Raw genomic sequence first — 24,715 nt, forward strand, 5'->3', positions numbered from 1 at the left:
AAAATCCTCGACCTCCTTCGTCCAACCGTCAGGCCGTGGCCTGGCGCTGTTTCCAGTGCCGGTACAAGGCGGGGATATCCCCGGCACACAGCAGTGGCATGGCTGCCTCGATATCGGCCAGTGGCCAGTCCCACCAGGCCATTTCCAGCAGGTTCTGGATATCGCCATCGGAAAAGCGCTTACGAATGGTCCGGGCCGGGTTACCGCCGACGATGGCATAGGGCTCGACATCGCCGGTCACCAGCGCGCGGCTGCCGATGATGGCTCCGTGGCCGACCCGTACGCCGGGCATGAACATCGCCTCGGTACCGATCCAGACGTCATGGCCGATCAGCGTGTCGCCCGCTGGCTGGTAGCCGTTCACGGCGCCGGCGAAGGCCGGCTCTTCGTGCATGAAGTGGAAGGGGAAGGTCGATGCCCACTCGGCGCGGTGTCCCTGGTTGCCGGCCATGATGAAGGCGGCGCCACTGCCGACCGAGCAGAAACTGCCGATGACCAGCTTGTCCACGTCGTCGCGGTCCGGCATCAGGTAGCGGGCGCAGTCGTCGAAGGAATGCCCGTGATAGTAGCCGGAGTAGTAGCTGTAGCGCCCCACCCGAATGTTCGGGTTGCTGACCTGTTCCGAGAGCAGCTTGCCCCTGAAGGGGCTCTCGAAATAGTTGCCCATGACCGTCGTCCCTGTCCGTCGAAACCGCCAAGGGTAGCGCCTGGCGGGATAGCGGGCCAGCCTGGCGTGACGGCTGGCAGCCACGTCGGCGTTCAGCAGGCAGGACTGCTGAACGGCCAGGCCTGGAAAGGTTCCGAATAGTGCCTGCCGTGACGGAAGGCGAAGGGGAGTGCGTTGGCTTGTTGGTGCAGTTCCTCATTGTCGACGTTGAGGCAAAGCATCTGGATGTCCTGTGCTACCAGCAGCCGGTTCAGGTACTCGATGCTCTTGCGCTGGCGCAGGTTACGCGTCAGCGGGCCGGGGGCAAGCAGGCGCGCGTCCAGGCCCAGGTAATCGCAGAGGCCGGCGTCGACCTCGGCGAAGCACTGACGAGCGTCGGTATCGATGCGTTGCGGGTGCAGCGCGATGCGCACGCCGCTGTCGCGTAGCCGGGCGAGGGACGCCAGGTACTCCGCCGAGGCGGGTTCCTGCTCGTCGATGGCCAGCAGCAGGCAGAGTTCGACCTGGTGCTGCTGCAATTGCCTGGCCGAGGCCAGGATCCGCTCGCAGACCCCGGCGTTGCCCAGGCTGCTGGCATGCAGGGGAATGAAGTTCTTGCCGAGCAGTTCGAGGTCGGTGTTGTGCCGGTGCACGCACAGGAGGCGCGCCAGCAGGTGCTTGACCGCCGCCTCGGCAAGCAGCGGCGGTGCGCCGGAAAGGAAGGCCGACAGGTCGACGCGCTGGCGCCGTTCGCGCAGGGAGAGCTTGCTGCCGACCAACGCGCCGTTCCTCGCATAGATGCCATGGGCGAAGAGCTCGAATCCGTCGTTCGCATCACGGTTGCCGAGGCAGAGCCATTTCAATGGCGGGGGCGTTCTGTCTGTCGCAGTCATAAGTGATGGCTCTATGGGCAAATCTCGCCAAGGCGCCCGGGCATGGAGCCCGCACGCAGGGTTGAGGGGTATCTAGCGGAGACGACCCTACCTCCCACGAATCAAGGTCTTTCGTCGGAAAACCCAGGGGGCAGGTAGGGGATCGGCTCGGCAATCGGCCGCCGAGGGTACTTCCGGTGTCGCCGCCAGGCCTGGTTGGTGGCGGCTTTTTCTCTGGTCTGTGCAGTGGTTCCGCTGTTACCGATTTTTCCGAGTGCGTTTGTGTTGCGGCATCGTTCGTTGGCGTCAGTCGGCGCCGATGCTGTCGATGAAGCCCTGGATCAGCGGCGAGGCTTGCTGTTTGCGCCAGACGAAATGGATATCGCTGGAGTCCAGGCCGGCTACCGGTTCGGCATGGAAACCCCGTCGCGTGGAGGGCCTGCGTGCAACGAAGCTCTCCGGCACGCAGGCGAAGCCGAGACCGGCCTCGATGCAGGCGAAGAGGCTCGGGTAGGACTCGATTTCCAGGGTTGCCCGCGGCTGGATAGCGCTCTCCGCCAGCCAGCGGTCGACCTGGCGGCGGTAGTGGCAAGTGTGGCCGAACACATAGAGTTCGAGGCCGGCGAGGTCCTCGGGAGTGGGCGCCGGCAGGTCGGCGGGAGTGACCCGCAACAGGCGCTCGCGGAAGGCCAGGCGGCTGGCCAGCAACGGGTGTTCGATGGGGCCGTCGGTGACGATCAGGTCCAGCTCTCCCTCCATCAGCAGGCGCTCGAGCAGCAGCGAATGCTCCGGGCGGATGTGCAGTTCAACGCCCGGCGACTCACGGCGGTAGCGGGCCAGGCGCTGGGGCAGGTGATTGGCCAGGGCCACGTCCAGTGCGCCGACCCGTAGCGCGCCGTGCGCCTGGTCGCCGGCGAACAGCGCGGCGGTCTCGTCGGCCAGCGCCAGCAGGCGCCGGGCATGGCGGTACAACAGGCGGCCCTCGGGGGTGACCAGCAGGCGGTTCCTTTCACGATTGAACAGGGCTACGCCGAGTTGTCCTTCGAGTTCGCGCAAGCGGGTAGTGATGTTCGACGGCACGCAATGCAACTGTTCGGCCGCGGCTGCGATGGTGCCGCGTTCGACCACCGCGCAGAAGAATCCGAGTTGAGAGAGTTTCACATCATTCTCTTTAAGTGAGCGATTTGCTGATTATTGATTACTTTTAATGAGTAAAAGGCCACCCTAGCATGGACCTCGCGATCGCTTCCAACCCCATTTCACGAGGAAAGATTCCATGACCTACCACGTACTGGTTCAGTTCGACGTTCCCTCCGACAAGCGCGAAGCGTTCGCCGCGGCAGGCCTGTTCGATGCCAATGGCTCGTTGCAGAACGAACCGGGCACCCTGCGCTTCGAGGTGATCCGCGACGAGAACAACCGCAACCGCTTCTACCTCGACGAGGTGTACGAAGACGAGGCGGCGTTCCTCCAGCATTGCCGCAACGAAACCATCGCGCGCTTCTACGAACTGATCGACAGCTACGCCTTCGGTCCGCTTTTCCTGTTCAAGGGCTACCGCGTCGAGGGTTGATCCCCGCTCCGGCGGCTCGCCGCCGGACTCCACGGAGAGTTTCCATGCGAATCCTGCACAGCATGCTCCGCGTGGCCGATCTCGAGGCCGCGCTGGAGTTCTACACCCGCGCCCTGGACATGCGTCTGCTGCGGCGCCGGGACTATCCCGACGGCCGCTTCACCCTGGCCTTCGTCGGCTACCAGGACGAGTGCGCGGCCGCTGCCCTGGAGTTGACCCACAACTGGGACCGGGACGGCTACACCCAGGGCGACGGCTACGGCCACCTGGCCATCGAAGTCGGGGATGCCGCCGTCACCTGCGCCCGGGCCAGGGCGCTGGGCTATCGGGTCACCCGCGAGGCCGGGCCGATGCAGCACGGACGCAGCGTGATCGCCTTCCTCGAAGACCCGGACGGCTACAAGGTGGAACTGATCCAGAAGGGTACCCAGTTCGATTGAGCCCGCGACCAGGGGGCGACATAGCGGCTGCTGTCGTTCCGGCTCAGTCGCTGGCGTCGAATGCGGCGTGGAAGGCCACTATTCCTCGCGCCACGCGCCCACTGAAGGTCTGTGCCTGGAAGTATTCGGCGGGAACGCCGGGCAACGCCAGGCCGCTTTCCACCCGAAAGCCGAAGCGCGAGTAGTAGGTCGGTTCGCCCAGTACCACGCAGCCACCCGCGGGCAGCAGTCGCAACTCGGTGAGCAGGCGCCGGACCAACTGCGAACCGAGACCCTGGCGCTGTCGCCCGGGCGCCACCGATAGCGGCGCGAGGCCGTACCAGCCGCCCGCTTCGCCATCGATGGTCACTGGTGAGGCAGCGATATGGCCGATCACCTGGCCGTTCGCTTCGGCCACCAGCGAAAACGTCAGCGCGCCGGCACGGCGCAGGGCGTCGATGATGTACTGCTCGGTATGGCTGCTGTGCGTTTCGTTGCGGAACGCGGCTTCGGTCAGGCGAGCGATGGCGTCGATGTCGCCGGGCGTTTCCGCACGGATGGAAATATTCATGCAAGCACTCCTCGGAACCCCCGCCTTGTCCCGGCGGGGGCAATGGAAAAGGAAGAGGGTCAGCGATTGTCCGCCTGCGGGCGCACGGCTTTCAGCCCGGCCATGGATATCCGGTAGGGCCTGCCCTGGCGGGAGTGGACCAGGCCCTTGTTCTTCAGCCTGGAGAACACCGCCAGGGTGCAGTCGAGCAGCAGGTGGCCGTCGCGGTTGTAGCACTCGACGCGGGTGATCTTGCCCGAAGCGTCGCGAAGGAAGGCGATATGGCCGCCCTGGGCCAAGGCGTGAAGCGTCCGTTGTTCCGGCTTGGAAACGTTCATGTCGGTAGAACCTGTAATCATCGGTGTGACAACGCGGCCGCACTGCGCGAAAAGGCGCGTGCGAGCCATGGCGAAGGCAGATAACCGGCGACACCTCGTGCGGGATGACGAAGTGGCGGTTATCGGATGACTACTATCTCCAACATGCAAGCCTCGGATCGGGGAGGGCGCAGCCACCAAAGCGTGCTGCGATGCGGCAGTCTAACGAAGCTGGCGAAGCGACGGCAAGGAACTGCCTGCGTCGCCATGCCGCTGTGCGACGCTTGCGCCTTTGTGAGGGAGTTCGCCTCGCCCCGCGGCGGTCCGCGCTTTCATTATCGGGGGAGGCGGGAGGTAACCATGTTTCGCACGGCGCTGATGCTGTTCATGTCTTCGTTGGCAATTCCTGCCGTCGCCTCGATGAGATGCGGCACGCATCTGGTGGACGAGGGCGACAGCGTCGAGCAAGTCCTGGAAAGGTGCGGGCAACCGCTGAGCAGGATCGTCAACGAGCCTGCCCTGCGCAACAACGGCGTGCCCAAGTTGAATGCCGCACGCACCGAATTCTGGGTGTATGGCCCCAGTGGAGGCGTCTACCGACACTTGCGCTTCATCGATGGCAAGCTGGTCGAGATTCGGCTCGAGCGGAAGTGATACGAGGCTGTTGAGGAGTTATTCCTACAGATAATTACTAATTCGCTGCGGAACACCGTGAAAGAGCGCTGAGCGAGAAGACGAGCCGGGTGCGGGCCCAGGTGGATGCGTCTTCCGTCGTGTAGGAATTGCCCGATATCGGGCGGCGGGGCGGAAGGTTGCGGGCCACCCTGATCGCATACCTGAAAAGTTGGCGGCGTAATCTCCGCGATTTTCAGGCGAGGACGCGTCGTGTTGAAGTTATTGGTCGTGGTTGCTTCCCTTTTCATCGGCGGAGGCATGGCCATGGGAGAGCCCGGGGGGGCGGATGGGTTTTCCGCTGTCGCAGCGGTCGATCCGGGAGCGAACCCCGAAGCGCAACTGGACGAGGAGCCTCAGGAGGTCAGCGAAGCGCCGGCCTATCGCGTGGATGACCTCACCTTCCTGTACCTCACCCATGAGGTCTATCTGGAACCCTACGTTTCCTGCCGTCCGAAAGTCCTGGGCGAACGTTCGTACGTCGCCTGCTGGAACGAAACCTATTCCGGCCGCTCACCGCTGAACTTCTGGGAATACGACGGGGGTGACTTCCTCGCCCTCAACGACCCGGCACGTGTGTTGGCCGAGGGAAAGTTCGCGAGCGAGCAGCACATCGGCGAAGCGCCCCTGCCGCTGCCTCTGGATATCGATCTGGACCAGTTGGAGCGGGCCTACTCGCTGATGATGTAAGGAAGAGGAACCTTCCGGCTGCGCCTCCGCCGAAATCCATGGGGCGCTTCCGATCTTTCCCGGGCTTTACGCGGTAAAGCCTGAAAACAGAAAGCCCCTGGCACTGGTTGGTGTCAGGGGCCTTTGCATTGGGATCTGGAGCGGGCGAAGGGAATCGAACCCTATATGGCCGCGTGTCAGAATATCTCAGTGTGTGCCAGAGTGGTACTTGGCTGGGAATCTATAGTTTCCTTTCAGCACAATGCATGTTGGTGTTTTCGACACTTTTTCGACATTCCTGGGTCGTTGTTTTACTAACTATTGGCTGTTTATTTATGGGGAGAGACGTTTTGGATGAGATTTCTTAGACGTTTAGATAGACGATCTATTTCTTGGATTTCACATTGCCATATTGTTATTACTCGCCAGCCTTCTTTCTCCAATAAGGCAGTATTTGTGCTGTCTCTCAGGCGGTTACCTTCAATTTTGGCTTTCCAGAATTCGACATTGGATGAAGGGAGGCGGCTATATTTGCAGTTAGTATGACCATGCCAAAAACAACCATTTATAAAAATGGCTATTTGTTTTTTGGGGAAGACGATGTCAGGACAGCCAGGAAGGTCTTTTCGATGTAGACGATATCTATATCCCATTGCAAAGAGTAATCGCCTTACCATTAATTCGGGCTTTGTATTTTTTGATCTGACTCGACCCATTAACCAGCTTCTGTGTTCGGGAGTTATTTTGTCCATAAATACAAAGATAGCATCAAACTGGATGCGCCCCTTGTGATGGGGCGCTTGCGGATTAAGATTTATGCCTATGATTTTGAATACGATTTAGAAGGTATGAGGTCAGGCTCAGAATATCGAGGCAGTCTTTTTCGCTGAATGTGTTGGGGACAACCGAGTCTATAGGGGCATGGTTAATAGGGTTTCTGAAAGCGGCGATTAATCCGCGCGATAGTTGCTCTTGACCGAGTTGTATACTTTTTCCGCTTACAGAATTGTTATCTGCCACCATCAGAATTGGTAACTTGCCACCCAACGCCTTGCCTACAAGCTCGGTTCCATCTTCGTTAAGTCCAGTTACTTCACGGATTTTCTGGCAGTAAATTTTTACACCTTGATCCGCAGCTTCGCCATATTGCTCGTTTTTATAATAGGTACTTACTCTATCCCTCAAGTCCGGGGTAAGGTGTCGCCAATGCAAATGCGGATATTCAGGTACTAGTTTGTGTAGAGCCTCAATAATCGGAGTGTATTTTGCTACAGCTTCCTCACTTGAAACTGCATCAATAATTTTTGAAGTTTCTGATCGTACATCTTCAGGCATGGTCGACATCCATTTTTGGGTGTCGATTCCCGTTTCTACTAATATTTCGTCATCTTTCTTTTTTTTACGCTTTTCTCGCCAGCTTAGATTTACCTTTGAGATTATTTCTGAGAGGAATCTTCGAAACTCTGCCATATCTTCGTTGTCCCAGTTTATGGACTGTCGATTGGTCGATATGACATCCTCTTCAAGCTCATCTACAAAGTCAGCTCTGATCCACCCTGTTAAGTACTGGTAGAAGTGACTGGAAGTGCTACTGGAAAAGAATTCTGGTGCATTTACCAGCTTTCCTCTTGAAAAAATAGAAATCCCACGGAGGCCGGAGTTGGGACGTATGGGGGTTTCTGCTGTATAGAATACGCCCTCTAAATTTGGGTAGGGTGAGTCTTTTGGATTGACCTCTTGTATATCCCACTCGAATTGCTTGTTGAAGTTGGCATAACGACGCTCTTCGTTTACAAGAGCCTTTTGATCTCCATTTGTTATGGTTATGTTAAAATTTTTGTCGGAAATGAATATTTTTGAGAGGCTATCCGCCAAACCTTCGATATCAAAAGCAGACTGCCGCTTCAGTTTTGAAAGCTTTATGGATGTGCCATTTGGGCGATCTGTTTTTTCATTGTCGATCTCTGTTTGAGGGGAGTATTCACCCTCAGATGTCATTAAACTGTCCCAGTCCAGGCTAAATCTATTTCTAATGCCGTCTTTTATTGTATCTATGGTAATGTGTTTTGATAGCCCAAATAGGGCGAGCTTTCCTAATCCTTTTTTGCCGGTAGCAAGGCGCTTGAAACGATCAGTGGGTTTGTCCCCTTCTTGTTTTCTTCTGTTTCGCCCAATGACAAGGAATTTATTTTGAATGTCGCTGGAGTTCATTCCATGCCCATCATCAATGACGGTTATTGAAATTGGACCGCTTGGCTTTTCGTTTAGACTTATCCTTACATTCGCAGCATCGGCGTCGTAAGCGTTGGATATAAGTTCGGCTAGTGCAGGTGGAAGTGTGGAGTACATTCTTACCCCAAGATGCTCAATAGTCTTAGGGTCGAACTTCATTACTAATTTTTCAGACATTCCTTATCCCCTGCGTTAACAGTATTTAAATGTTCTCTGTACTTCTTTGCGTGTGTGTAAATAAGATGTGGTGGGAGTGCATTCCCAATCATGAGTGCGGTGAAGTCTTTCCCTTTTTTTAAGGAGAATTTATAGTTTTGCGGGAATGTTTGTAAAAGGGCCGCTTCTCTGAGAGTAATTGCTCTATCCTGTTCAGGATGGATAAAACGACCTTTAGAAGGATTTGTGCAGCCGCCAGTTATGGTGGGAGATACATCGTTCCACGCCATTCGTCCATATACATCTCTATAAGAGCCAGGACGCTTTATGTGGCAAGGCAGCCATAGTCTAAGAGGGAGTTGAGCGCGAGAGCCTCCGTCTTTAGGCACGTTCTTAATTATTTCATTAACTTTCTTACTTCTTGTGAAGGGCAGGTCATGAAGAGCGTCGCCAGAGAGTCCGGGGCTTAGTAATTTACCTATAGCCTGCTTAACTGTTTTGCGCTTTTTGACTGGTGTTGGTGGAGAAATGTATCCGAAGCGCGATGCTTGCAGGATCATCCGCTTCCTTCTTTGTGGGACTCCGAAGTCTGCTGCGTCTAGAACTTGAATTGTATTTTTGTCAATTTTATAACCTAGGAGCCCAATTTCCGATTTGAACTCTTCAATCCTAGGGTCTTTGGCTAAACCTGGTACGTTTTCTATCATTATTGTCTTCGGCTCTAGAGTTTTTATGAACTCTAAAATGCTGAAGATTAGATTGTTCCGTTCGTCCTCGACGGAGCTTGATTTATTCCGCGTTTTGTGAGTTGAAAATCCCTGGCATGGGGGGCATCCAGCGAGTAGATCTAACTCACCTTTCTCTAGCTTTAATTCCGCCATTACTTCTGTGGGATTTAGGCGGGATATATCTGAAATAAAAATCCTGGTTTTTCTATGGTTGGATTTGTAAGTCTCAGCAGCTGTATTGTCTAGCTCAAAACCGGCCAGAACTTTGAATCCAGCTTTCTTGAGGCCAGTGGTGAGTCCACCTGCACCGCAAAATAAATCGATAGCTGTGGGCTTTGATTTGCTCATTAGTTATCTGTTACCTACTCAACCTAAAAAACTTGCACAGCTTAAATGATGAAAGTTTTCTTGCCTAAATTTTAAATATAATTTTATTTTCACCACGTCTTATCACCCCTCCTTTGGGCATACCATCGCAATGCTACTTTTTTGGTAATTGCTATCCCGCGTTTTGACTGGGCAAGTTTGAATTGGCTTCGTTATAGGAAGGGCTGACTTGACCAATTTCAGGCATGACTTCTCCGGTCATTAGCCACCAGCGATACTGGGGGTAAATTTTTCCAAGCTGTTCTAGCTCTTCTGCGCCAATTCTCGCCCTGCCTCTCTTAATACTCTGCCAGCGGACGTAGTCCTTGCTATTGACCTCTGCCAACTCTTTCAAACTGGTCTGATCGAGTAATTGAAGCGCTCTATTGGCCATGCTTTCAGCCATTGATAAATACCATTATGGACTATTGTCATAATTGCTAATTTATGGATAATGTCCATATGGACTATAGCCATAATAAGTTTTTTACTAATGCCACGAATAGTGACGGAACGAGCATGGAACTGGAAGAGCTTAACCCCAGCGCCCCGATAGGGCCGCAACAGGATGTGGAGTCCATCGAACGGTGGGCGGAGCGCAACGGCATTAGCTATGGCACCGCCCGCGCCTGGGTTTACCGGGGTGTGCTGCCGTCCGTGAAGCTCGGAAAGCTGCGCATGGTGAATAGCGCGCTGCTTCGCAACTGGCTGTTGGAACAGGAGTGGACGGCATGAGCCGCACCGATCCGCAATTCAAGCTCCGTATGCCTCCAGCCCTTCGCGCCCGGGTTGAGCAGGCTGCCAAGGCCTCTATGCGTTCCCTAAATGCCGAACTGGTCTTCCGTGTTGAGCAGAGCTTTGAAGGCGTTGAGGTAGCGCGCGTTCTGTCGAGCAACCCGATTAACGCGTTGTTGAGCTTCCTTGAAGGCTATCTGCTGCACGCGGCACCGCACCCTGGCGAACCCTTCGACCGCGCTCTGATGCTGATCGATGGCCTCATTGATGCCGGCTACCTCTCCCAACCGGAAGAATCCTATCTGTCCGACCTGCGGGTTGAAGCTCTCGCCTGGGGCCGTGCTCGCCAAGATGAGGAGGAAGCTGACCATGTCGTCTCCGAATTACTTGCGCCAAACCCACGCCCCGGACTGCGCCTGCTCTGTGTGCTGGTCCGCAAGGCAGGTCGTTGCGCCGTTGTGCAGCCAATCTCCGTGTACGGACTGCCAGCCCCCTGGGCTCCCCTATCTGGAAAATGGCCGTTGGACTTGCCGTTCCCGTTCCTTCTGCTCGAAACACGACCCGTCCCGGCGTCCGCCGAAGTACTGGCACGTTGTGTACGACAGCGGGAAACCCACGCCCTTCGTGCCCGTGCGCGAAGCATTCCAACTGGAGGGCTGACCCATGCTCGCTGACACCCTGAAAGCGCTGCTCCTGCTCTGCCTGATCCAGGCCGCCCGCACCGTGGCCGATCCGGTCAAGGGCCGCGCTCCCGGCTCGTCGGAACAGCTTCACCGTTCCGGCGAACGGAAGCACGGGCGGAGCGCACCCTTGAACGCTTCCCCCCTGAAACAGCCTCCGCTGGGGAGTGTGGGGCAGCTCCTCCGCCCCGCGCTCCCGAGCCCTCGGCGGCAAGAGCGGGATGACAAGGGCAGAGCCCTTGGTGTTGCTCTGCGGGTTCCAAGGGGAAGCGTTCCCCTTGGCCGTCGGAGACGACGTTGCGATAGGGATCGTTACCCGGATGGGCCGAGACGAACACCCGTGGTTGGCTTGGTTCGCTAGCGAATAGAGCCCGGCCCGAAGGGATCGCCCGACAAATCACTTTCACCCAACACCGCTGAATGAAGGCGAAACAGCCGAATTTGCAGCAGCGGGACAACTCACGCCGAAAAAGGCGAATTGAAGGAGAAACACCGATGAACATGTTTGCAACCCAAGGCGGCGTCGTCGAGCTGTGGGTCACCAAGACCGACACCTATACCTCGACCAAGACCGGGGAAATCTACGCCTCGGTCCAGTCCATCGCCCCGATCCCGGAAGGTGCCCGTGGCAACGCCAAGGGCTTCGAGATCAGCGAATACAACATCGAGCCGACCCTGCTGGACGCCATCGTCTTCGAAGGCCAGCCGGTGCTCTGCAAGTTCGCCAGCGTGGTCCGCCCGACCCAAGACCGTTTCGGCCGGATCACCAATACCCAGGTCCTTGTGGATCTGCTGGCCGTGGGCGGCAAGCCGATGGCGCCGACCGCCCAAGCCCCGGCCCGCCCGCAAGCACAGGCCCAAGCCCCGCGCCCGGCCCAGCAGCCGCAGGGCCAGGACAAACAAGACAAGTCCCCGGACGCCAAGGCGTAAGCCGTAGGAGGCCGCGATGTTCCGCTATCTCTCGCTGTTCGCGGTAGGTCTGGCCACCGGCTACGCCTGGGGCTGGATCGACGGCCTAGCGGCCTCCCTGGCTGTTTGAGGACTGATCGCTATGTCAGGCGTTGTCGCTGTGCAGGTGTGTACCGCGTGGACCTCGACCCCCGAGGGCTTCATGGCGTGTCGCGAACTCGCATGGCAACAGGCCTACCTGATTCCGCCAGAGGCCGCTGGATACGTGGACATCCTGGTCAACGGTGGTTTCTCCCCGGAAGCCTTCGGCATCGGTGCCGCTGGCGTCCTGGGATCGTTCGTGACGGGGCTTTTGATTGGCTGGGTCGCGTCACTTCTTCGTAAAGCCAAGTAGAGAGGAAACACCATGAAAGCAATGAAGCAACGCATCGCCAAGTTCAGCCCGGTCGCCTCGTTCCGCAACCTGTGCATCGCCGGTTCCGTCACTGCCGCGACTTCGCTGCCGGCCTTCGCCGGGGTGATCGACACCAGCGCGGTGGAATCGGCGATTACCGATGGCCAGGGCGATATGAAGGCCATTGGCGGCTACATCGTTGGCGCCCTGGTGATCCTGGCCGTTGCCGGCCTGATCTACAGCATGTTGCGCAAGGCGTAACGGGTGCTCTGGTCGGTGTGGTTGGGGGCGTTCTTCGCCGGCGCCTTCATCACCGGGTACCGGACCGGCGAATTCTTCTAACCGAACAGACCGAGGCGGAAGCCCCCTCCGGAGTTTCCGGCAGGGGGCTTTTTTGTGTGGGGTCTTACGATGAAGTTTGCGAGCCTGATTCTGATGCTTTTCTTTGCCACGCTGGCGAGGGCTGAGGATTACTACTGGAAAATTCAGTCACTGCCTGAACGCTTTTCTTCGCCCTCGGCAGCTTGCGCGGCGTGGGCCAAAGACACGGGACGCCCTGGGGAGTTCACCTTCACCGGGTCTATGAAAGCCCGTGACCAGACCTCGTTTTGGTGCGAGTTCACGAACAACGAAACCGGCAAGACTGCTGCCGCGTATGGTCCTGCCGGACGCTATGGCGATAGCTGTCCCGAGGGGACGGAATACGATAAGGCGACCGGGGTTTGTAAGTCGCCTCCGCAAGAATGCAAGGAAGGCGAACTGTTCCCGGCCAAAGGCCCGGACTCGCCCGTAGTTACCTCGGGAGGCCGTAACTATGTCGGTGACGGCGGCGCCCCGACCGCCTGCTATCAAAGCTGTGAGTATGGCGGCAATCCCAGCCCGGCCAGTTGCTATCTGGTCAAAGGCTCCACCACGACGGGCTTCTGCAATTACATCCTCAAGGGCACCGGCCAAAGCTGCGGTGCCGACTCCTACACCTTCTCCCAGACCGGCGATTCGCTGAACCCGCCCGACACTCCGAACACCGATCCTTCCGACCCGAACGACCCCGGCTGCCCGCCCGGTTGGTCGTGGTCGGGGACTACCTGCGTCAAGACCCCGACCGATCCCACGGATCCAACCGACCCGACCACGCCGGGCGGTGACGGCGGCGGCGATGGCAATGGCGGTGGAAACAATAACGGCGGGGGCAATGACGGCGGCACCGGCAATGGCGGCGACGGCAGCGGGGGAGGGGACGGCAACGGCGGGGGCGATGGTAGCGGCGACGGTGACGGCAGCGGCACGGGCGGCGATGGCAATGGCACCTGCGACCCGGCGAAAGAGAACTGCTCCACCGGCCCAGAAGGCCCTGGCGGCGAACTCAAGGAGCCCACGCTCGGCACCTGGGATGACGCCATCGCCACCTGGGAAAAGAAGGTCGAGGAAGCCAAGAAAGAACTCAAGACCAAGGTGAAGGCCAACGTCGACCAGATGAAGGGCGCCTTCGACCTCAACCTGGCGGAAGGCGGCGGGCAACTGCCCTGCGAGTCCATGACCATTTGGGGCAAGTCCTACTCCCTCTGTATCTCCGACTACGCCGGCCAACTCTCCAGCCTGCGCGTGGCGCTGCTGCTGATGGCCGCGCTGATCGCCGCCCTCATTCTGCTGAAGGACTGACCCTATGGAATGGCTCTCCGGTTTTCTCGATCAGATCATCGCCTTCTTCCAGTGGATCTGGGATTTCTTCGCCCAAGGCATCTATGACTTCGTGCGCGACGGCCTGGTGGTTGCCACCAAGGCGTCGATGTACGCCGCGCTCCAGACCCTGATCCTGCTGATCGATGTCAGCTACACCGCCGCCCGCGAACTGATCGACAGCCTTGGCGTGCCGCAGATGATCCGCAGCATGTATGCCGCGCTGCCGGGTCCGATTGCGGCGGGGCTGGCCTTCTTCGGCGTGCCGCAGGCGCTGAACATCATCATGGTCGCGGCGGCGACGCGCTTCTGCATGCGCTTCGTGCCGTTCATTGGGAGGTGATCCGTGTCGATCAAGATCCACCACGGCCCCAATGGCTCCTACAAGACCTCCGGCGCGATCCAGGATGACGCCGTGCCCGCGCTGAAAGACGGGCGGGTGATCATCACCAACGTGCGCGGCTTCACCCTGGAGCGGGCCTATCAGGTCTTTCCGGACCTGCCCAACACGGCGGAAATCATCAACCTCGATCTGGAGTCGCTGGAAGACCTCGAAAAGATGCGCACGTGGTTTCAGTGGGCGCCCCGCGGGGCCTTCCTGATCTTCGACGAAACCCAACTGCTGTTTCCCAAGTCCTGGCGGGAAAAAGACCTCGAGCGCTTCGACTACCCCGGTGGACCGGAAGCGGCCCACGCGGCTGACCGCCCCATGGGCTGGCTCGACGCCTGGACCCGGCACCGGCATTTCAACTGGGACATTGTCCTCACCACGCCGAACATTTCCTACATTCGCGACGACATCCGCATGACCTGCGAGATGGCCTACAAGCATTCCAACCTCGCGGTGATCGGCATCCCTGGCCGCTACAAGGAGGCCCAGCATGACGCCCAACTCAACCGTCCGCCCGCCGATGGCACCATCATCGAATACAAGCGGATCCGAAAGCAGACCTTCGCCCTCTACCAGTCCACGGCCACCGGCAAGACCCAAGACACCAAGGCGGGCAAGAGCCTCTTCCGGTCGCCTAAGCTGGTTCTTCTACTGGCATTGCTGGCCGGCACTATTGGCTTTGTCTGGTATATGGGGCCTCTGCGCACGATTGGCGGTCCGGCTGCTGCGACACCTGCCGACGCTCCTGGCGACCCTGCTCAAGCCCCTGCTGCGCCCGCTGCTGTGGCTGCTCCAGCGCGTCCTGCTGCGAATAGCTTTCTTCCTCCTGGGCTTGTACCTGATGGGCCTGCTGCTGCGCCTGTTGATCTGAACGCCCATCCCTTCGCCGATCGACGGATCTCCATCCTCGCCCACGCCTACCGCAAGTCGCGGGGCGATATCTACCTGTTCGCTCTGGACGATCCCACGGGCCGGCGCCTGGAACTGACTAGCTGGCAACTGATCGGCTCCGGCTACCGGGTGGCGCCCAAGGGCGAGTGCGTCGTAGAGCTTCGCTATGAGGACTGGAAACAGACCGTCACCTGTGCCGGGAGGCAGCCCGGCGCGGTGGCCAGCATCGTTCCGGCAGCGCCTGTTGCCGCCTCCGCAGACGCACCGGCCAGGGGCCAGTCGCCGCTGACCATCGTCCCCGATTCCGAATACGCCTCGCGGCCCTGGAGGCACAAATGATCGATTGGGAATTCCTCGTTCCGGTGGCGATGGGCTGGGCGCTGCATCACTGGTGGACGGTGATGACGGCGCTAGCGGCGGTAGGGGTGCCGCCATGAGGGGCGGGCCGCGCCGCCGGCCGGGAGCGCAAGGCATGAGCGATAGGCCGAAGGCGCGGCCGACGCCCCTGTAACACGTCAGATAAGCCACCTATTGCGGTTTCAATTCGTACCAATTTGGATCGTTAAAGATGAAGAAAATCAGCCATCAAATTCGCGTCAGTATCGAGTCGGACGGTCAGGTCTTGGAAAGCCCGAAAGGGCGGTTGTTCTTCGACGATACCACGGCTCAATTCACCGACCTGTCAGGCGTGCGCATTCTGCGGTGCGGCGTGGATACGGTGCGGCAGTTGTACAACGGCAAACTCCGGCCGGAAGTCATGGCGCTGTTTGACCTCTCGGTGGATGTGGTCGAGTTCGCCGGCTACGAATGGTCCAAGGGCCGCATCGGTCGCGACTCCGGCTATCAGTACCGCCTGCAGAACGCTGAAATGGGCTTGATCCTGCTGATCAAGAACCACAGCATCAAGGTCGATACCCTCGGCTCGCACCTCAAGATCGAGGTATCGCCTCACGCCCTCGATGGCGCCGATCCGCGCATCCTCCAGGGCGTGCTGGATGACTTGGCCGCTGCCGTACTGAGCCACTGCGAAACCAACCAAGCCGCTGTGCATATCGCCCTGGACGTACAAGGCTGGAAACCGCCTCGCGATCTGGTGGATCGCATGCATTGCCGCTCGCGTCGGGTGCGACAAATCAGCGGGATCGAGCGGATCGAATTCGACGGCAACGCCTCGGTCTACGGGCGTGGCGAGACGTACATGTTCGGCTCGGCCAACGGCCTGCAACTGTCGATCTATAACAAGACCCTCCAGGCTCGGGCCACCGACAAGCTCGACTATTGGGAAAGCGTGTGGGCGACCCTGAACGGGGATCCGTTCGGCGATGGCGACCCGGCCTATAACCCCCTGGAAACGGTGTGGCGGCTCGAGTTCCGTTTCCACCACTCCATCGTCCAGCAGTTCTCCGAAGGCTCGCGCATGGCTTCGGGAGAGGTCATCGGCTGCCGCACCTATGGGGGGCTTTGCCCGCACCTGCAAGGACTGTGGAACTACGCCTGCGAAAGCTTCAAGCTGCTGAGCCGGACGGCGGTCTACGATCCGTTCTGGAGCCTGATCAGCCAGGACGCCCGCGTCCAGGTCGAGTGCGATCCGCTGATCGAGCGCGCTGAGTACCGGCGCTATTACAAGACCGCCAAGGGCTTTAGCGGGCGCAACTGCGAGATGTTTCTCGGCCAGTTCGTGAGCCTGATCGCGCGGGAGCGTGTCCCGGCAAAAAAGGCTATTGAGTCCGCCCGTAAACTGGAGTTCTGGCACGTTATCGAAGACCACTATCTCGCCAAGGGTTGGACTCGTCGCGATCTGGAAAGGCATATACACAAGCTGATGTGTGATCGGTATCTACGGCGGGGGTATGCCGTCTAATGTCGATCACCAAGCTCCCCGATGGCCGTTGGTTCGTCGATGTAGAACCGATCAAGGGCAAGCGCTTTCGCAAGCGGTTCAAGACCAAGATGGAGGCGCAGCAATTCGAGGCCACTGCGCGTCAGAAGTGTGCTGAAAACCCCAGCTGGACGCTCAAGCCGAAGGACCGTCGGCGTCTCTCCGAGTTGGTCGAACTCTGGTATGAGCTGCATGGCCAGACCCTGAGCAACGGGCATCGTTGCGTGGCGATTCTGCGGTTGGTGGCAAAGGACTTGGGCGACCCGGTCGCTGTCTCCCTGGAGCCTGCGAAAGTGGCTCGGTTGCGTAGCTGACAGATAGCCAATGGCATGTCGGGCAAGACCGCGAACAACCGTCTTGGCTACCTCAAGTCCATGTACAACGAATTGCGCCAACTCGGCGTCATTGACTATGAGAATCCGGTAGGGCGCATGCGACCGCTCAAGCTTCAGGAAAGACCGCTGTCGTACCTGACCAAGCATCAGGTGTCCGAACTGCTTACGGCCCTGGATGCGCGCACCACGTCGCCACATCCGAAGATGGTCGCTCGTATCTGCCTAGCGACAGGGGCTCGATGGGGTGAGGCTCAGGCGCTGACGCCGGAACGTCTGAAAGGTAATACGGTGATCTTCGCCAACACCAAGTCCAAGCGTGTGCGCTCGGTGCCGATCTCGGAACAACTGGCCGCCGACATTCGCCGGCATTGGCAGACCCACGGGCCGTTCACAAACTGCCTTGGCGTGTTCCGCCTAGTGCTGCTGTCTACCTCGATCAAGCTGCCGAAGGGGCAGGCCAGCCACGTACTGCGCCACACGTTCGCTAGTCACTTCATCATGAACGGCGGGCACATCGTGACCCTACAGCACATCCTGGGGCACGCCTCATTGTCGATGACGATGCGCTATGCGCATCTATCGCAGGATCATTTATCGGAAGCGGTGCGGCTTAACCCCCTTCTCGCATTCTTCTAAGGTTTTCTTGATTTAGGCGGAGACATTCATCTTCAGCATCGGGTTGATTATCGAACGGCTCTCCAACTTCATCTTTGGTAGCGATTTCTCTAATAACCCACTGCCGCTTAGGCGGCGGCTGTATTTCATTTTGTCCAGGTACGATGGATTGCGCTTGGCTAACGGGTTTCATAGACACGTGGTATCGATCACTCACCATGATCCATCCTTTTGGGGAGACTGATGCAGCAGAGTTTATCAGGTGCATTTCGACATTTTTTCGACACGTTTCCGATCCCTAAAAAGCAAAACCCCCGAAAACGCAATGTTTTCAGGGGTTTAGCTATGGAATCTGGAGCGGGCGAAGGGAATCGAACCCTCGTCATGAGCTTGGGAAGCTCAGGTAATGCCATTATACGACGCCCGCTCGGACGGCTTTTGCGGCCAGGGCGCCTTTTTACCAGATGCGCGGCGGCAGGTGAAGCCCGGGGCGGGGTTTTTGTTGATTTCGCTGGGTTTTTCCGCCAGGGGAGCGGGGCTCCCCGTGGCGGTGGCGGTTAGCTGGCGAGGGCGGCGAGGGGGACGCTGGCGCCGTTGGGCTGGGGGCGGTAGATCGGGTTGAGCGGCTGCGTGCGCTGCGGGCGGAGGAAGGCCAGCAGGGCGTCCTGGGTCTGTTGCCAGGCGGCCTTGTGCTCGACGTCGATGAAGTGGCCGGCATTGCGGATGGTGTGGAATTCCGCGCCGCGGATCAGTTGGCCGAACTGGCGGGCTTCGTGGGGCGTGGTGTAGATGTCCAGCTCGCCGTTCATGAACAGCACCGGGATCTCGATGCCGGCGAAGCTCTCGGTATAGCTATCGGCGTTCAGGCGCAGCACTTCGCGGATATGGAAGTGCATCTGGTGGTATTCGTGCTCGTCCAGGCTGCTGACGTGGCGGAAGTTGTAGCGTTTGAACAACTGCGGCAGGTAGCGGCCGATGGTTTCGTTGACCAGGTTGCCGACCTGGGTGCGATCGCAGGCGGCGAGGTAGTCGAGGCCGCGATGCAGGTAGTCGAGCATGGCCGGGTTGAGCTGAGGCGAGAATGAGTTGACCACCGCCCTGCGGATCCGTCCGGGACGCTGCGCCAGGGCCAGCAGGGTGGCGACGCCGCCCCACGAGAACGACATCACCACGTCGGCGCGGAAGCGTTCGATCAGTTCCAGCAGGATCCTGGCCTCGCATTCCTTGCTGATCGGCGTGCGGTTTTCGTTATGGGGTTTGGACTGGCCGGCATACGGCTGGTCGTAGAGCACCACGTTGTAATGCGGCTGCAGGTACTTCACGGTCTGGGCGAAGGACGCTGTGGTCGACAGCGAGCCGTTGACCAGGATGATGGTCTGCTGCGCCGAGGGGTTGCCGTAGAACTCGGTGTGAATCCTGTATTGCCCGTGGATCTCGATGATGGCTGTTTCCGGCCTCATGTCGCTTCCTCCTGGAATCGTTCGATGGGAACGCGGCGACCTGCTTGTCGCGGCGAATACAAAATGCTCATGGGCAGATGAAAGCGCCTCCCAATGACAGTTGAATGTCATTCGGATGGATTTAATAAACTTTTAATTTTCAACGACTTACAGGCAAATAGAGTTCGTCCGAAACCCTTTCGGGTCTTGGCGATGCGGCTATTGGCCGGGCAGGAAAGGCCGGCGCCGAAGCGCGGGCAGTCACGCGGGCTTTCTTGGAAGTCGTTTGTGACCGATCGGTCACAACGTGAGCGTCAGTTAAGCAGCCGGCGTGCCGGGCTGCAAGCCCTGTTTCGCTTGTGGATGGGGGAAGAAGGGAAGGAATCCGACGAAATGCCGCCGGGCAAGCGCCGATGCCGCGATTTCGGGGGGCCGGGAAGGAGAGGGGCGGCGCGGCCGCCGCCCCGGTGGTTCACTTGAGCAGGCTGGCGATGACTTCCGACGTGCGTGCCGCACGTGCCACGGCGCAGCTCTGCGGAGCGAGGAAGCGCGAGGTTTCCAGCCACTTCGGCTGTGGGTAGTAGGCGAACACGTAGCTGCCGCGCTTGAGGGTGTTGATCAGCCGGGCGGCCACGGCCGGGCGTACCGCAGGGCAGCCCTGGCTGCGGCCCAGGCGGCCGAGCCCGGGAACCACCCTGGGATCGGCGTAGGCGGCGGAGTGCATGACGATGGCGCGTTCTTCGCTCTTGTCGTTGAAACCCGGCTCCAGGCCAACCAGGCGCAGCGACTGGCCGTGCTTGCCGGTATAGAGCTGGCCGGTCTGGAACAGCCCGATCGACGACTGGTAGCTGTTCGGCCGGTTGGAGAAGGAGGTGGCAAGGTCATCGCCGCTGTTCTTGCCGTGGGTCACCCACTCTTCGAAGAGCAGCTTGCGGGCCTTCAGGTCGAATACCCAGAGGCGCTTGTCGCGCGACGGCCGCGAGTAGTCGATCACCGTCAGCAGGCCGTTGTCGTCACCCTGGCTGGCACTCGCGCAGGCATAGGCGGTGAGGGCCAGTTCGAGGGTCGGCAGGCTGGCCTGGGGAGCGAGTTTCTGAAGGTCCTTGGCGGAGGGAAGTGGCATGGCGAACACCGGCCCGCTGGCCAGTGCGCAAAGGGTGGCGCCCGCCAGGCTCAGCCTGCGCAGGGCGGCACGGAGGAAGGTTGGCATACGAGCAGTATTCCCATCGGTTCAGTGTGGTTTTTACCGGATGAGAGGCATTGTGCTCGATTTTTGAACAACTTGCCGACTACTTTTTAAGCGATTTCGTCGGATTGTTCGGTGTTTCCGTGGCGATCACCGTGAAATCGGAGTCGCTGTGGGTGTCCCGGGTCGAGGCCCAGTCGGTGATCACCAGGGTACTGCCGACGTCCATGGCGCTCAGCATTTCGCGGACGAAGGTCGGGTCCATGCGGATCTTGCCCAGTTGCTCGGAGGGTGTCAGGCCCTGTCCCGGGTTGCTCACCTGGACCACCGACCAGCGCAGGTTCGGCGAGGTCTCGCCGATTTCGTCCAGGGTCGGCTTTTCCAGCAGCGAGAACACTGCCATGCCGGTTTGCGGGCGTGCCGGCAACTGCACCGGTGCGGTGCCTATGCGCTGGCCGCCGCGGTAGACATAGGCGCGCTGGTCGGCGCGGCTGATCAGCACCGACAACGGACCGCGCTCCGCGCCGGGGTCGTTCCAGGCGATCTCTCCGGGCTCTACCGGCAGCGTCACCGGTCGCCCGTCCGCTACCGTCGGCGCCAGCAGGCCGGGGTGGTCGACTTCCTTCGGCGCGCTGCTGGCGTTGGAAATGATTACCGTGGTGGAGCTGAATCCGGTGATGCCGTAGAGCTTCTTGGCGAACGCCATGGGCAGGCGGATGCAGCCGTGGGAGGCGGGATAGCCGGGCAGGTTGCCGGCGTGCAGGGCGATGCCGTCCCAGGTAAGGCGCTGCATGTAGGGCATGGGCGCGCTGTTGTAGAGGTCGGACTTGTGGTCGACGCTCTTTTGCAGGATCGAGAACACTCCGGTCGGGGTCTCCCGGCCCTTCTTGCCGGAGCTGAGGGTGCTGACCCCGATGGCGATACCGTTGCGGTAGATGTAGGCCTTCTGTTCGGTAAGGCTGACCACGATGGTCACCGGTCCCTGCGGGGAAACCTCCGGGTACCAGAGGTACTCGCCGGGCTTCATGCTCTTCAGCCGCGCCTTGATGTCGGCCGGCGGCAAAGGCGCGTTCGCTGGGCTGGCGGGCGCCGCGTGGAGGCTGCCGACGGCGAAGGCCAGCAGCAGTACGGCAAGGGATCTTTTCATCGGCGCTTTCTCTTGCTCCATGCGGGAAAGGCTGTCGCTCCGACAGACGCCATTCAGCTTAGCGTCGCTCGCGACGGCCGGCCAAACCCCTGCGGTCCGGCCTCTTTCGGTGGACAGGCGGCGGGCGGCGGGGTTTCACACCGAACAGATTTCTTCAGCATTCAGGGGGCGCCAGGCACCCGGCGGCAACTGCGGGTCGAGACAAATATCGCCCATGCGCTCGCGGTGCAGGCGCAGCACCTTGTTGTCGAAGTGGCCGAACATGCGCTTGACCTGGTGATAGCGGCCTTCGTGCAGGGTCAGGCGGGCGCAGCGTGGGCCGATCGGTTCGAGCTGCGCGGGGAGGGTGATCAGGTCTTCGAAGCGGAAGTGGAGGCCGGCGGCGAAGGCATCCACGTAGCGTTGGTCGATGGGCGCCTCGGTTTCCACGTAGTAGACCTTGTCGCGCCGGCTGCCCGGCAGGGTCAGGCGGCGCGACCACTGGCCGTCGTTGGTCAGCAGCATCAGGCCGGTGGTGTTGTAGTCGAGACGACCGCCAATGTGCAGGTCGTCGCGCTGGTCTTCCGGGAACAGGTCGAGGACGGTCGGGTGTTGCGGGTCGCGGGTGGCGCTGACGCAGCCCATCGGTTTATGCAGCATGTAGTAGCGCGCCGGCTTGCCAGCCTGGAGCAGCTGCTCGTCCAGTTCCACCCGGCTGAAGACACGCACTTCGTGGGTGCCGTCGCGCACCACCTGGCCGTCCACGCGCAGGCGTCCACCGGCGATCAGCATCTGCGCGTCGCGGCGGCTGAGTTCGGGCAGGTTGGCGAGGAAGCGGTCCAGGCGCATCAGTCGTCGGCGTCGGGCGGCAATAGTTGCGCGCAGCGCGGGCAGAGGCAGGCACGGCGGCGCAGCTCGGCGGGAATCCGCTCCAGCGCGGCCGCATCGATTTCCGTGGTGAAGCACCAGCAAGCCTGGACGGCGCTAGCGGGATCGGCCAGGGTGCAGCGGTTGGATTGCTGGCACAGCGGGCAGCGGCCGGGGTCGATTTCGCTGTTCATGGCGCGGTGGATGGCTGGCGGGTGCCCAGGGTGCAGCGCCCGGCGCGCGGATGCAAGCATCGCGCGCCGGGCGGGGCGTTTCAGCGGCGAACGGCGTTGGTGATCCAGGGCTCCAGGCGCTGGCCGAAGCTGAGGTGCAGTTCCAGCGGCGCTAGCCGGTAGTTTTGTCCGTCGACTTTGGCGAATACCGCGTGCCATTGTCGTGGCACGTTGATCGCGGCGAGGTCGGTACGGCTGATGTAGCCGCCGACCAGCGTCCTGCCTTCGTCGACCGCGGACCAGGGGCGCACCCGGCCCTTGACGATGGCGTAGCGCTGGCGCTCGGGGTAGCGCTGGCGCAGGGCGGCCAGGTCGAGGCCGGTGTCGACGATGAACAGTCGGCTGGCCTCTCCCTGCTCATGCTTCAGTTGGTGGCGAGCGGCCTCCATCTGGCTGGACAGCATTTCGTCCTTGGGCAGGGCCTTGCTGCGGGCGCGGGCCTCGGCCAGGCGCTCCTCGGCCAGGCGTACTTCGCGGCGATAGGCCGGGCCGTCGAGCTCCAGGACCAGTAGCACCTGTTTTTCCTGTTGGCGGCGGTAGCGCCGTACGCTCTCTTCGTCGAGCGCGTCCGGGATGCTGAAACCGAGGGCGCGCATCTGCTCGGGCGGCAGCGGGGGCGCGAGGTCATTGGGCGGCTCGCCGTTCGGCGAGCGAAGCTCCAGGCGCAGTTCGACGCCACTGTTCTCTTCGCTCCAGAAGCCGTAGGACCAGTTGCGCTGGAGTTCGCGCTGACTGAGCACCAACTTGCTTTCGGCCTCGCCGGACCGGTTCCAGGCGACGCCACCGAGGGCGGCCAGGTTCGCCGCCAGCAGCAGGAGGCTGCCGGCGACCAGGGCGTTGCGACGGTTGCGATTCATGCGTCAGTCCTCGCGGCGATGCCCAGGGGCGTGCGCAGGCGGCGCAGGACCAGCAGGATCAGCAGGGCGCTGAGGCCGAGCACCAGGAAGAACAGGTACTTCGGCATCGCTTCCCACCACCAGTCGAAGAACTTGGTGTAGAGGAAGATGACGAAGAAGGTGATCCCGGTATTGCTCACGTCGGCCCAGTTGCGTCGCGCGCCGAGCCAGATCACCAGGGCGGCGGCGACGAAGCCGGCGACCTGGTAGAGCCCCTCGATGAGCGCCGACGGCAGCGCCAGGTAGCTGCCTGAGCCCCAGTTGGCCAGCACCAGCATCGGCAGGAACAGGCCGAGCAGGGCGAACACCCGGTAGATCACGGCGAAGCCGCTGAAGTTGCGCTGCTCGAAGCACAGCGGCACGGCGAAGATCAGCGCGGCGGCGGGGAAGAAGTTCTCCGGTCGCTCGCCTACGCCCAGCCAGTAGCCGCCGCCCCAGGTGCCGACGCGCGCGGCGATGAAACCCATCACGCAGAGGATCGCCGCCGCCAGCAGCAGGCGGGCGTTGCACAGGTAGGCCAGGAGCAGGGCGTAGAGCGCCCAGGGCACCAGGGCCAGGTCGCTGGGGGTGACGTTGAATATCTGCCCGAGCATGGTCAGGTCGAGGACGAAGCAGGCGAACGCGACCATCGCCGCCAGCTTGCTGAAGTAGCCAGAGGTGTCCTTGGCCTGGACCCAGAGTGTGGCGAAGAACGCGACGAAGGCGCTGCCGACCAGGATCGCCACCTGGGCGACGGTAGGGAACAGGCCCCAGAAGCGATAGAACAGCAGGAACACGCTGGCGGCGAAGGCCAGGGCGCCGAAGAACGAGGCCACCCGCATGCCCAGCGAAAGTTGCTGGCTGCGCAGGTCGTGGTCGATGTCGAAACGGTCGCGGTAGCTGTCCAGCAGGGCCAGGTGATAGTCGGCGAGTTGCCGGGCCTGGGTCGGTTCGAGGCGGAACGCCTGCTCCTGGTCGAGGCGTTGCAGCTCGCGCTGGAACACCAGAATGTCGTTGGCGCGCTGCTGTGCCTGGGCGCGGTCGATGGGTTGCATGCATGCTCCTTGAGCCTTGCCGGCGGGGCCGACAGTCCTTGATCCGCGCACTCTACCGAGAAACGCCGGCGGCGGTCACGCCCTGGAGGGGCCTGTCGTTGGTCGGATTCAGGGAATTTCCGTTTTTCCCTTCGGTCTCTAGTGCAGCCGGGTTGCAACCGCCGCAACCGGCTTCCCGCTCCATCGGGATCTTGTCCAGGCGTGGTTCGGCTGCGTTCTGCGATGAAG

Annotated in this window: 29 protein-coding genes, 1 tRNA gene and 1 pseudogene; 14 read left to right on the forward strand and 17 right to left on the reverse strand. The window is 60.5% G+C overall.

The features are described 5' to 3' along the window. Window positions 1-28 precede the first annotated feature (28 nt). The 3 genes from catB to FOC67_RS03945 form a co-directional block, all read right to left on the reverse strand. Window positions 29-667, reverse strand: coding sequence for a type B chloramphenicol O-acetyltransferase (gene catB / locus FOC67_RS03935; protein WP_009315223.1), 639 nt, complete (start codon window positions 665-667; stop codon window positions 29-31). Window positions 668-759: 92 nt separating this feature from the next. Beyond that, window positions 760-1,539 carry a toxA transcriptional regulator ToxR gene (gene toxR, locus FOC67_RS03940; protein ID WP_003120800.1) on the reverse strand — a complete coding sequence of 260 codons (780 nt, stop codon included), beginning with the start codon at window positions 1,537-1,539 and terminating at the stop codon, window positions 760-762. A 285-nt stretch (window positions 1,540-1,824) separates the two neighbouring features. Beyond that, complete coding sequence (locus tag FOC67_RS03945) at window positions 1,825-2,679, reverse strand: LysR family transcriptional regulator (protein ID WP_009315224.1); 855 nt, start codon at window positions 2,677-2,679, stop codon at window positions 1,825-1,827. A gap of 115 nt (window positions 2,680-2,794) precedes the next feature. On the opposite strand from FOC67_RS03945, the gene FOC67_RS03950 reads away from it, so the two are divergent. Both FOC67_RS03950 and gloA read left to right on the forward strand, forming a co-directional pair. Further along, on the forward strand, window positions 2,795-3,091 hold the full coding sequence (locus FOC67_RS03950; protein ID WP_003085421.1) for a putative quinol monooxygenase: 297 nt from the start codon (window positions 2,795-2,797) through the stop codon (window positions 3,089-3,091). Window positions 3,092-3,135: 44 nt separating this feature from the next. Next, window positions 3,136-3,531, forward strand: coding sequence for a lactoylglutathione lyase (gene gloA, locus FOC67_RS03955; protein ID WP_009315225.1), 396 nt, complete (start codon window positions 3,136-3,138; stop codon window positions 3,529-3,531). A gap of 43 nt (window positions 3,532-3,574) precedes the next feature. Here gloA and FOC67_RS03960 read toward each other — a convergent pair whose 3' ends face one another. Together FOC67_RS03960 and FOC67_RS03965 are read right to left on the reverse strand one after the other, a co-directional pair. Further along, window positions 3,575-4,081, reverse strand: coding sequence for a GNAT family N-acetyltransferase (locus FOC67_RS03960; protein ID WP_009315226.1), 507 nt, complete (start codon window positions 4,079-4,081; stop codon window positions 3,575-3,577). Between the two features lie 59 nt (window positions 4,082-4,140). Next, on the reverse strand, window positions 4,141-4,398 hold the full coding sequence (locus tag FOC67_RS03965) for a YjhX family toxin (RefSeq protein ID WP_003085431.1): 258 nt from the start codon (window positions 4,396-4,398) through the stop codon (window positions 4,141-4,143). 339 nt (window positions 4,399-4,737) lie between these two features. Here FOC67_RS03965 and FOC67_RS03970 point away from each other — a divergent pair, with 339 nt between their 5' ends. Beyond that, entirely contained in the window at window positions 4,738-5,031 is a 294-nt protein-coding gene (locus FOC67_RS03970) for a DUF2845 domain-containing protein (RefSeq protein WP_003120795.1), read from the forward strand. 231 nt (window positions 5,032-5,262) lie between these two features. Then, the gene (locus tag FOC67_RS03975) at window positions 5,263-5,739 is read left to right on the forward strand and encodes a hypothetical protein (RefSeq protein WP_024100039.1); all 477 of its coding nucleotides are present in this window, start codon (window positions 5,263-5,265) and stop codon (window positions 5,737-5,739) included. A 308-nt stretch (window positions 5,740-6,047) separates the two neighbouring features. On the opposite strand, the gene FOC67_RS03980 is transcribed toward FOC67_RS03975, so the two are convergent. The 4 genes from FOC67_RS03980 to FOC67_RS03995 form a co-directional block, all read right to left on the reverse strand. Beyond that, complete coding sequence (locus FOC67_RS03980) at window positions 6,048-6,470, reverse strand: very short patch repair endonuclease (protein ID WP_083842332.1); 423 nt, start codon at window positions 6,468-6,470, stop codon at window positions 6,048-6,050. Window positions 6,471-6,525: 55 nt separating this feature from the next. Continuing rightward, window positions 6,526-8,127 (reverse strand): TIGR02391 family protein, encoded by a 1,602-nt coding sequence (locus tag FOC67_RS03985; RefSeq protein WP_009315228.1) that lies wholly within the window; start codon window positions 8,125-8,127, stop codon window positions 6,526-6,528. Continuing rightward, window positions 8,112-9,182, reverse strand: coding sequence for a DNA cytosine methyltransferase (locus FOC67_RS03990; RefSeq protein WP_009315229.1), 1,071 nt, complete (start codon window positions 9,180-9,182; stop codon window positions 8,112-8,114). The genes FOC67_RS03985 and FOC67_RS03990 overlap by 16 nt, the downstream gene beginning before the upstream one ends. A gap of 151 nt (window positions 9,183-9,333) precedes the next feature. After that, a complete protein-coding gene (locus FOC67_RS03995; RefSeq protein WP_083842333.1) occupies window positions 9,334-9,606 on the reverse strand; it encodes a DNA-binding protein in 273 nt (90 codons plus the stop codon). A gap of 113 nt (window positions 9,607-9,719) precedes the next feature. On the opposite strand from FOC67_RS03995, the gene FOC67_RS04000 reads away from it, so the two are divergent. The 10 genes and pseudogenes from FOC67_RS04000 (at window position 9,720) to FOC67_RS04050 (ending at window position 17,727) form a co-directional block, all read left to right on the forward strand. Further along, window positions 9,720-9,935: a hypothetical protein gene (locus FOC67_RS04000; RefSeq protein WP_009315230.1), complete on the forward strand. Its 216-nt coding sequence runs from the start codon at window positions 9,720-9,722 to the stop codon at window positions 9,933-9,935. Between the two features lie 369 nt (window positions 9,936-10,304). Then, a complete protein-coding gene (locus FOC67_RS04010) occupies window positions 10,305-10,595 on the forward strand; it encodes a DUF5447 family protein (RefSeq protein ID WP_031627683.1) in 291 nt (96 codons plus the stop codon). Window positions 10,596-11,110: 515 nt separating this feature from the next. Then, complete coding sequence (locus FOC67_RS04015) at window positions 11,111-11,545, forward strand: hypothetical protein (protein ID WP_003140508.1); 435 nt, start codon at window positions 11,111-11,113, stop codon at window positions 11,543-11,545. A 121-nt stretch (window positions 11,546-11,666) separates the two neighbouring features. Beyond that, window positions 11,667-11,918 (forward strand): hypothetical protein, encoded by a 252-nt coding sequence (locus FOC67_RS04020; RefSeq protein WP_003115979.1) that lies wholly within the window; start codon window positions 11,667-11,669, stop codon window positions 11,916-11,918. A gap of 12 nt (window positions 11,919-11,930) precedes the next feature. Further along, complete coding sequence (locus tag FOC67_RS04025; RefSeq protein ID WP_003125072.1) at window positions 11,931-12,179, forward strand: major capsid protein; 249 nt, start codon at window positions 11,931-11,933, stop codon at window positions 12,177-12,179. A gap of 135 nt (window positions 12,180-12,314) precedes the next feature. After that, complete coding sequence (locus FOC67_RS04030; RefSeq protein ID WP_031627684.1) at window positions 12,315-13,577, forward strand: hypothetical protein; 1,263 nt, start codon at window positions 12,315-12,317, stop codon at window positions 13,575-13,577. A 4-nt stretch (window positions 13,578-13,581) separates the two neighbouring features. Continuing rightward, a complete protein-coding gene (locus FOC67_RS04035; RefSeq protein WP_003114150.1) occupies window positions 13,582-13,938 on the forward strand; it encodes a DUF2523 family protein in 357 nt (118 codons plus the stop codon). A 3-nt stretch (window positions 13,939-13,941) separates the two neighbouring features. Then, on the forward strand, window positions 13,942-15,216 hold the full coding sequence (locus FOC67_RS04040; protein WP_009315234.1) for a zonular occludens toxin domain-containing protein: 1,275 nt from the start codon (window positions 13,942-13,944) through the stop codon (window positions 15,214-15,216). Window positions 15,217-15,445: 229 nt separating this feature from the next. Next, window positions 15,446-16,738 carry a hypothetical protein gene (locus FOC67_RS04045; protein WP_009315235.1) on the forward strand — a complete coding sequence of 431 codons (1,293 nt, stop codon included), beginning with the start codon at window positions 15,446-15,448 and terminating at the stop codon, window positions 16,736-16,738. Next, window positions 16,738-17,727, forward strand: a pseudogene (locus tag FOC67_RS04050) (tyrosine-type recombinase/integrase). Before FOC67_RS04045 ends, FOC67_RS04050 begins: the two are co-directional and overlap by 1 nt. Window positions 17,728-18,059: 332 nt before the next feature. Here FOC67_RS04050 and FOC67_RS04055 read toward each other — a convergent pair. The 8 genes from FOC67_RS04055 to FOC67_RS04090 all read right to left on the reverse strand — a co-directional run bounded on the left by FOC67_RS04055 (window position 18,060) and on the right by FOC67_RS04090 (window position 24,487). Beyond that, window positions 18,060-18,133, reverse strand: a tRNA-Gly gene (locus FOC67_RS04055). Window positions 18,134-18,263: 130 nt separating this feature from the next. Then, window positions 18,264-19,166: a (R)-3-hydroxydecanoyl-ACP:CoA transacylase gene (gene phaG, locus FOC67_RS04060; protein ID WP_003085447.1), complete on the reverse strand. Its 903-nt coding sequence runs from the start codon at window positions 19,164-19,166 to the stop codon at window positions 18,264-18,266. Window positions 19,167-19,617: 451 nt separating this feature from the next. Continuing rightward, on the reverse strand, window positions 19,618-20,355 hold the full coding sequence (locus FOC67_RS04065) for a murein L,D-transpeptidase catalytic domain family protein (protein WP_009315238.1): 738 nt from the start codon (window positions 20,353-20,355) through the stop codon (window positions 19,618-19,620). Between the two features lie 79 nt (window positions 20,356-20,434). Continuing rightward, complete coding sequence (locus tag FOC67_RS04070) at window positions 20,435-21,478, reverse strand: L,D-transpeptidase (protein ID WP_003134392.1); 1,044 nt, start codon at window positions 21,476-21,478, stop codon at window positions 20,435-20,437. A 135-nt stretch (window positions 21,479-21,613) separates the two neighbouring features. Next, window positions 21,614-22,306, reverse strand: coding sequence for a pseudouridine synthase (locus FOC67_RS04075; protein ID WP_003085458.1), 693 nt, complete (start codon window positions 22,304-22,306; stop codon window positions 21,614-21,616). Beyond that, entirely contained in the window at window positions 22,306-22,518 is a 213-nt protein-coding gene (locus tag FOC67_RS04080; protein ID WP_009315239.1) for a cysteine-rich CWC family protein, read from the reverse strand. The genes FOC67_RS04075 and FOC67_RS04080 overlap by 1 nt, the downstream gene beginning before the upstream one ends. Window positions 22,519-22,598: 80 nt before the next feature. Continuing rightward, the gene (locus FOC67_RS04085; protein ID WP_009315240.1) at window positions 22,599-23,414 is read right to left on the reverse strand and encodes a DUF4824 family protein; all 816 of its coding nucleotides are present in this window, start codon (window positions 23,412-23,414) and stop codon (window positions 22,599-22,601) included. After that, complete coding sequence (locus FOC67_RS04090) at window positions 23,411-24,487, reverse strand: DUF2157 domain-containing protein (protein ID WP_009315241.1); 1,077 nt, start codon at window positions 24,485-24,487, stop codon at window positions 23,411-23,413. The genes FOC67_RS04085 and FOC67_RS04090 overlap by 4 nt, the downstream gene beginning before the upstream one ends. Between the last annotated feature and the right edge of the window lie 228 nt (window positions 24,488-24,715).

The organism is Pseudomonas sp. FDAARGOS_761 (assembly GCF_013343155.1).
GTDB lineage: Bacteria > Pseudomonadota > Gammaproteobacteria > Pseudomonadales > Pseudomonadaceae > Pseudomonas > Pseudomonas aeruginosa.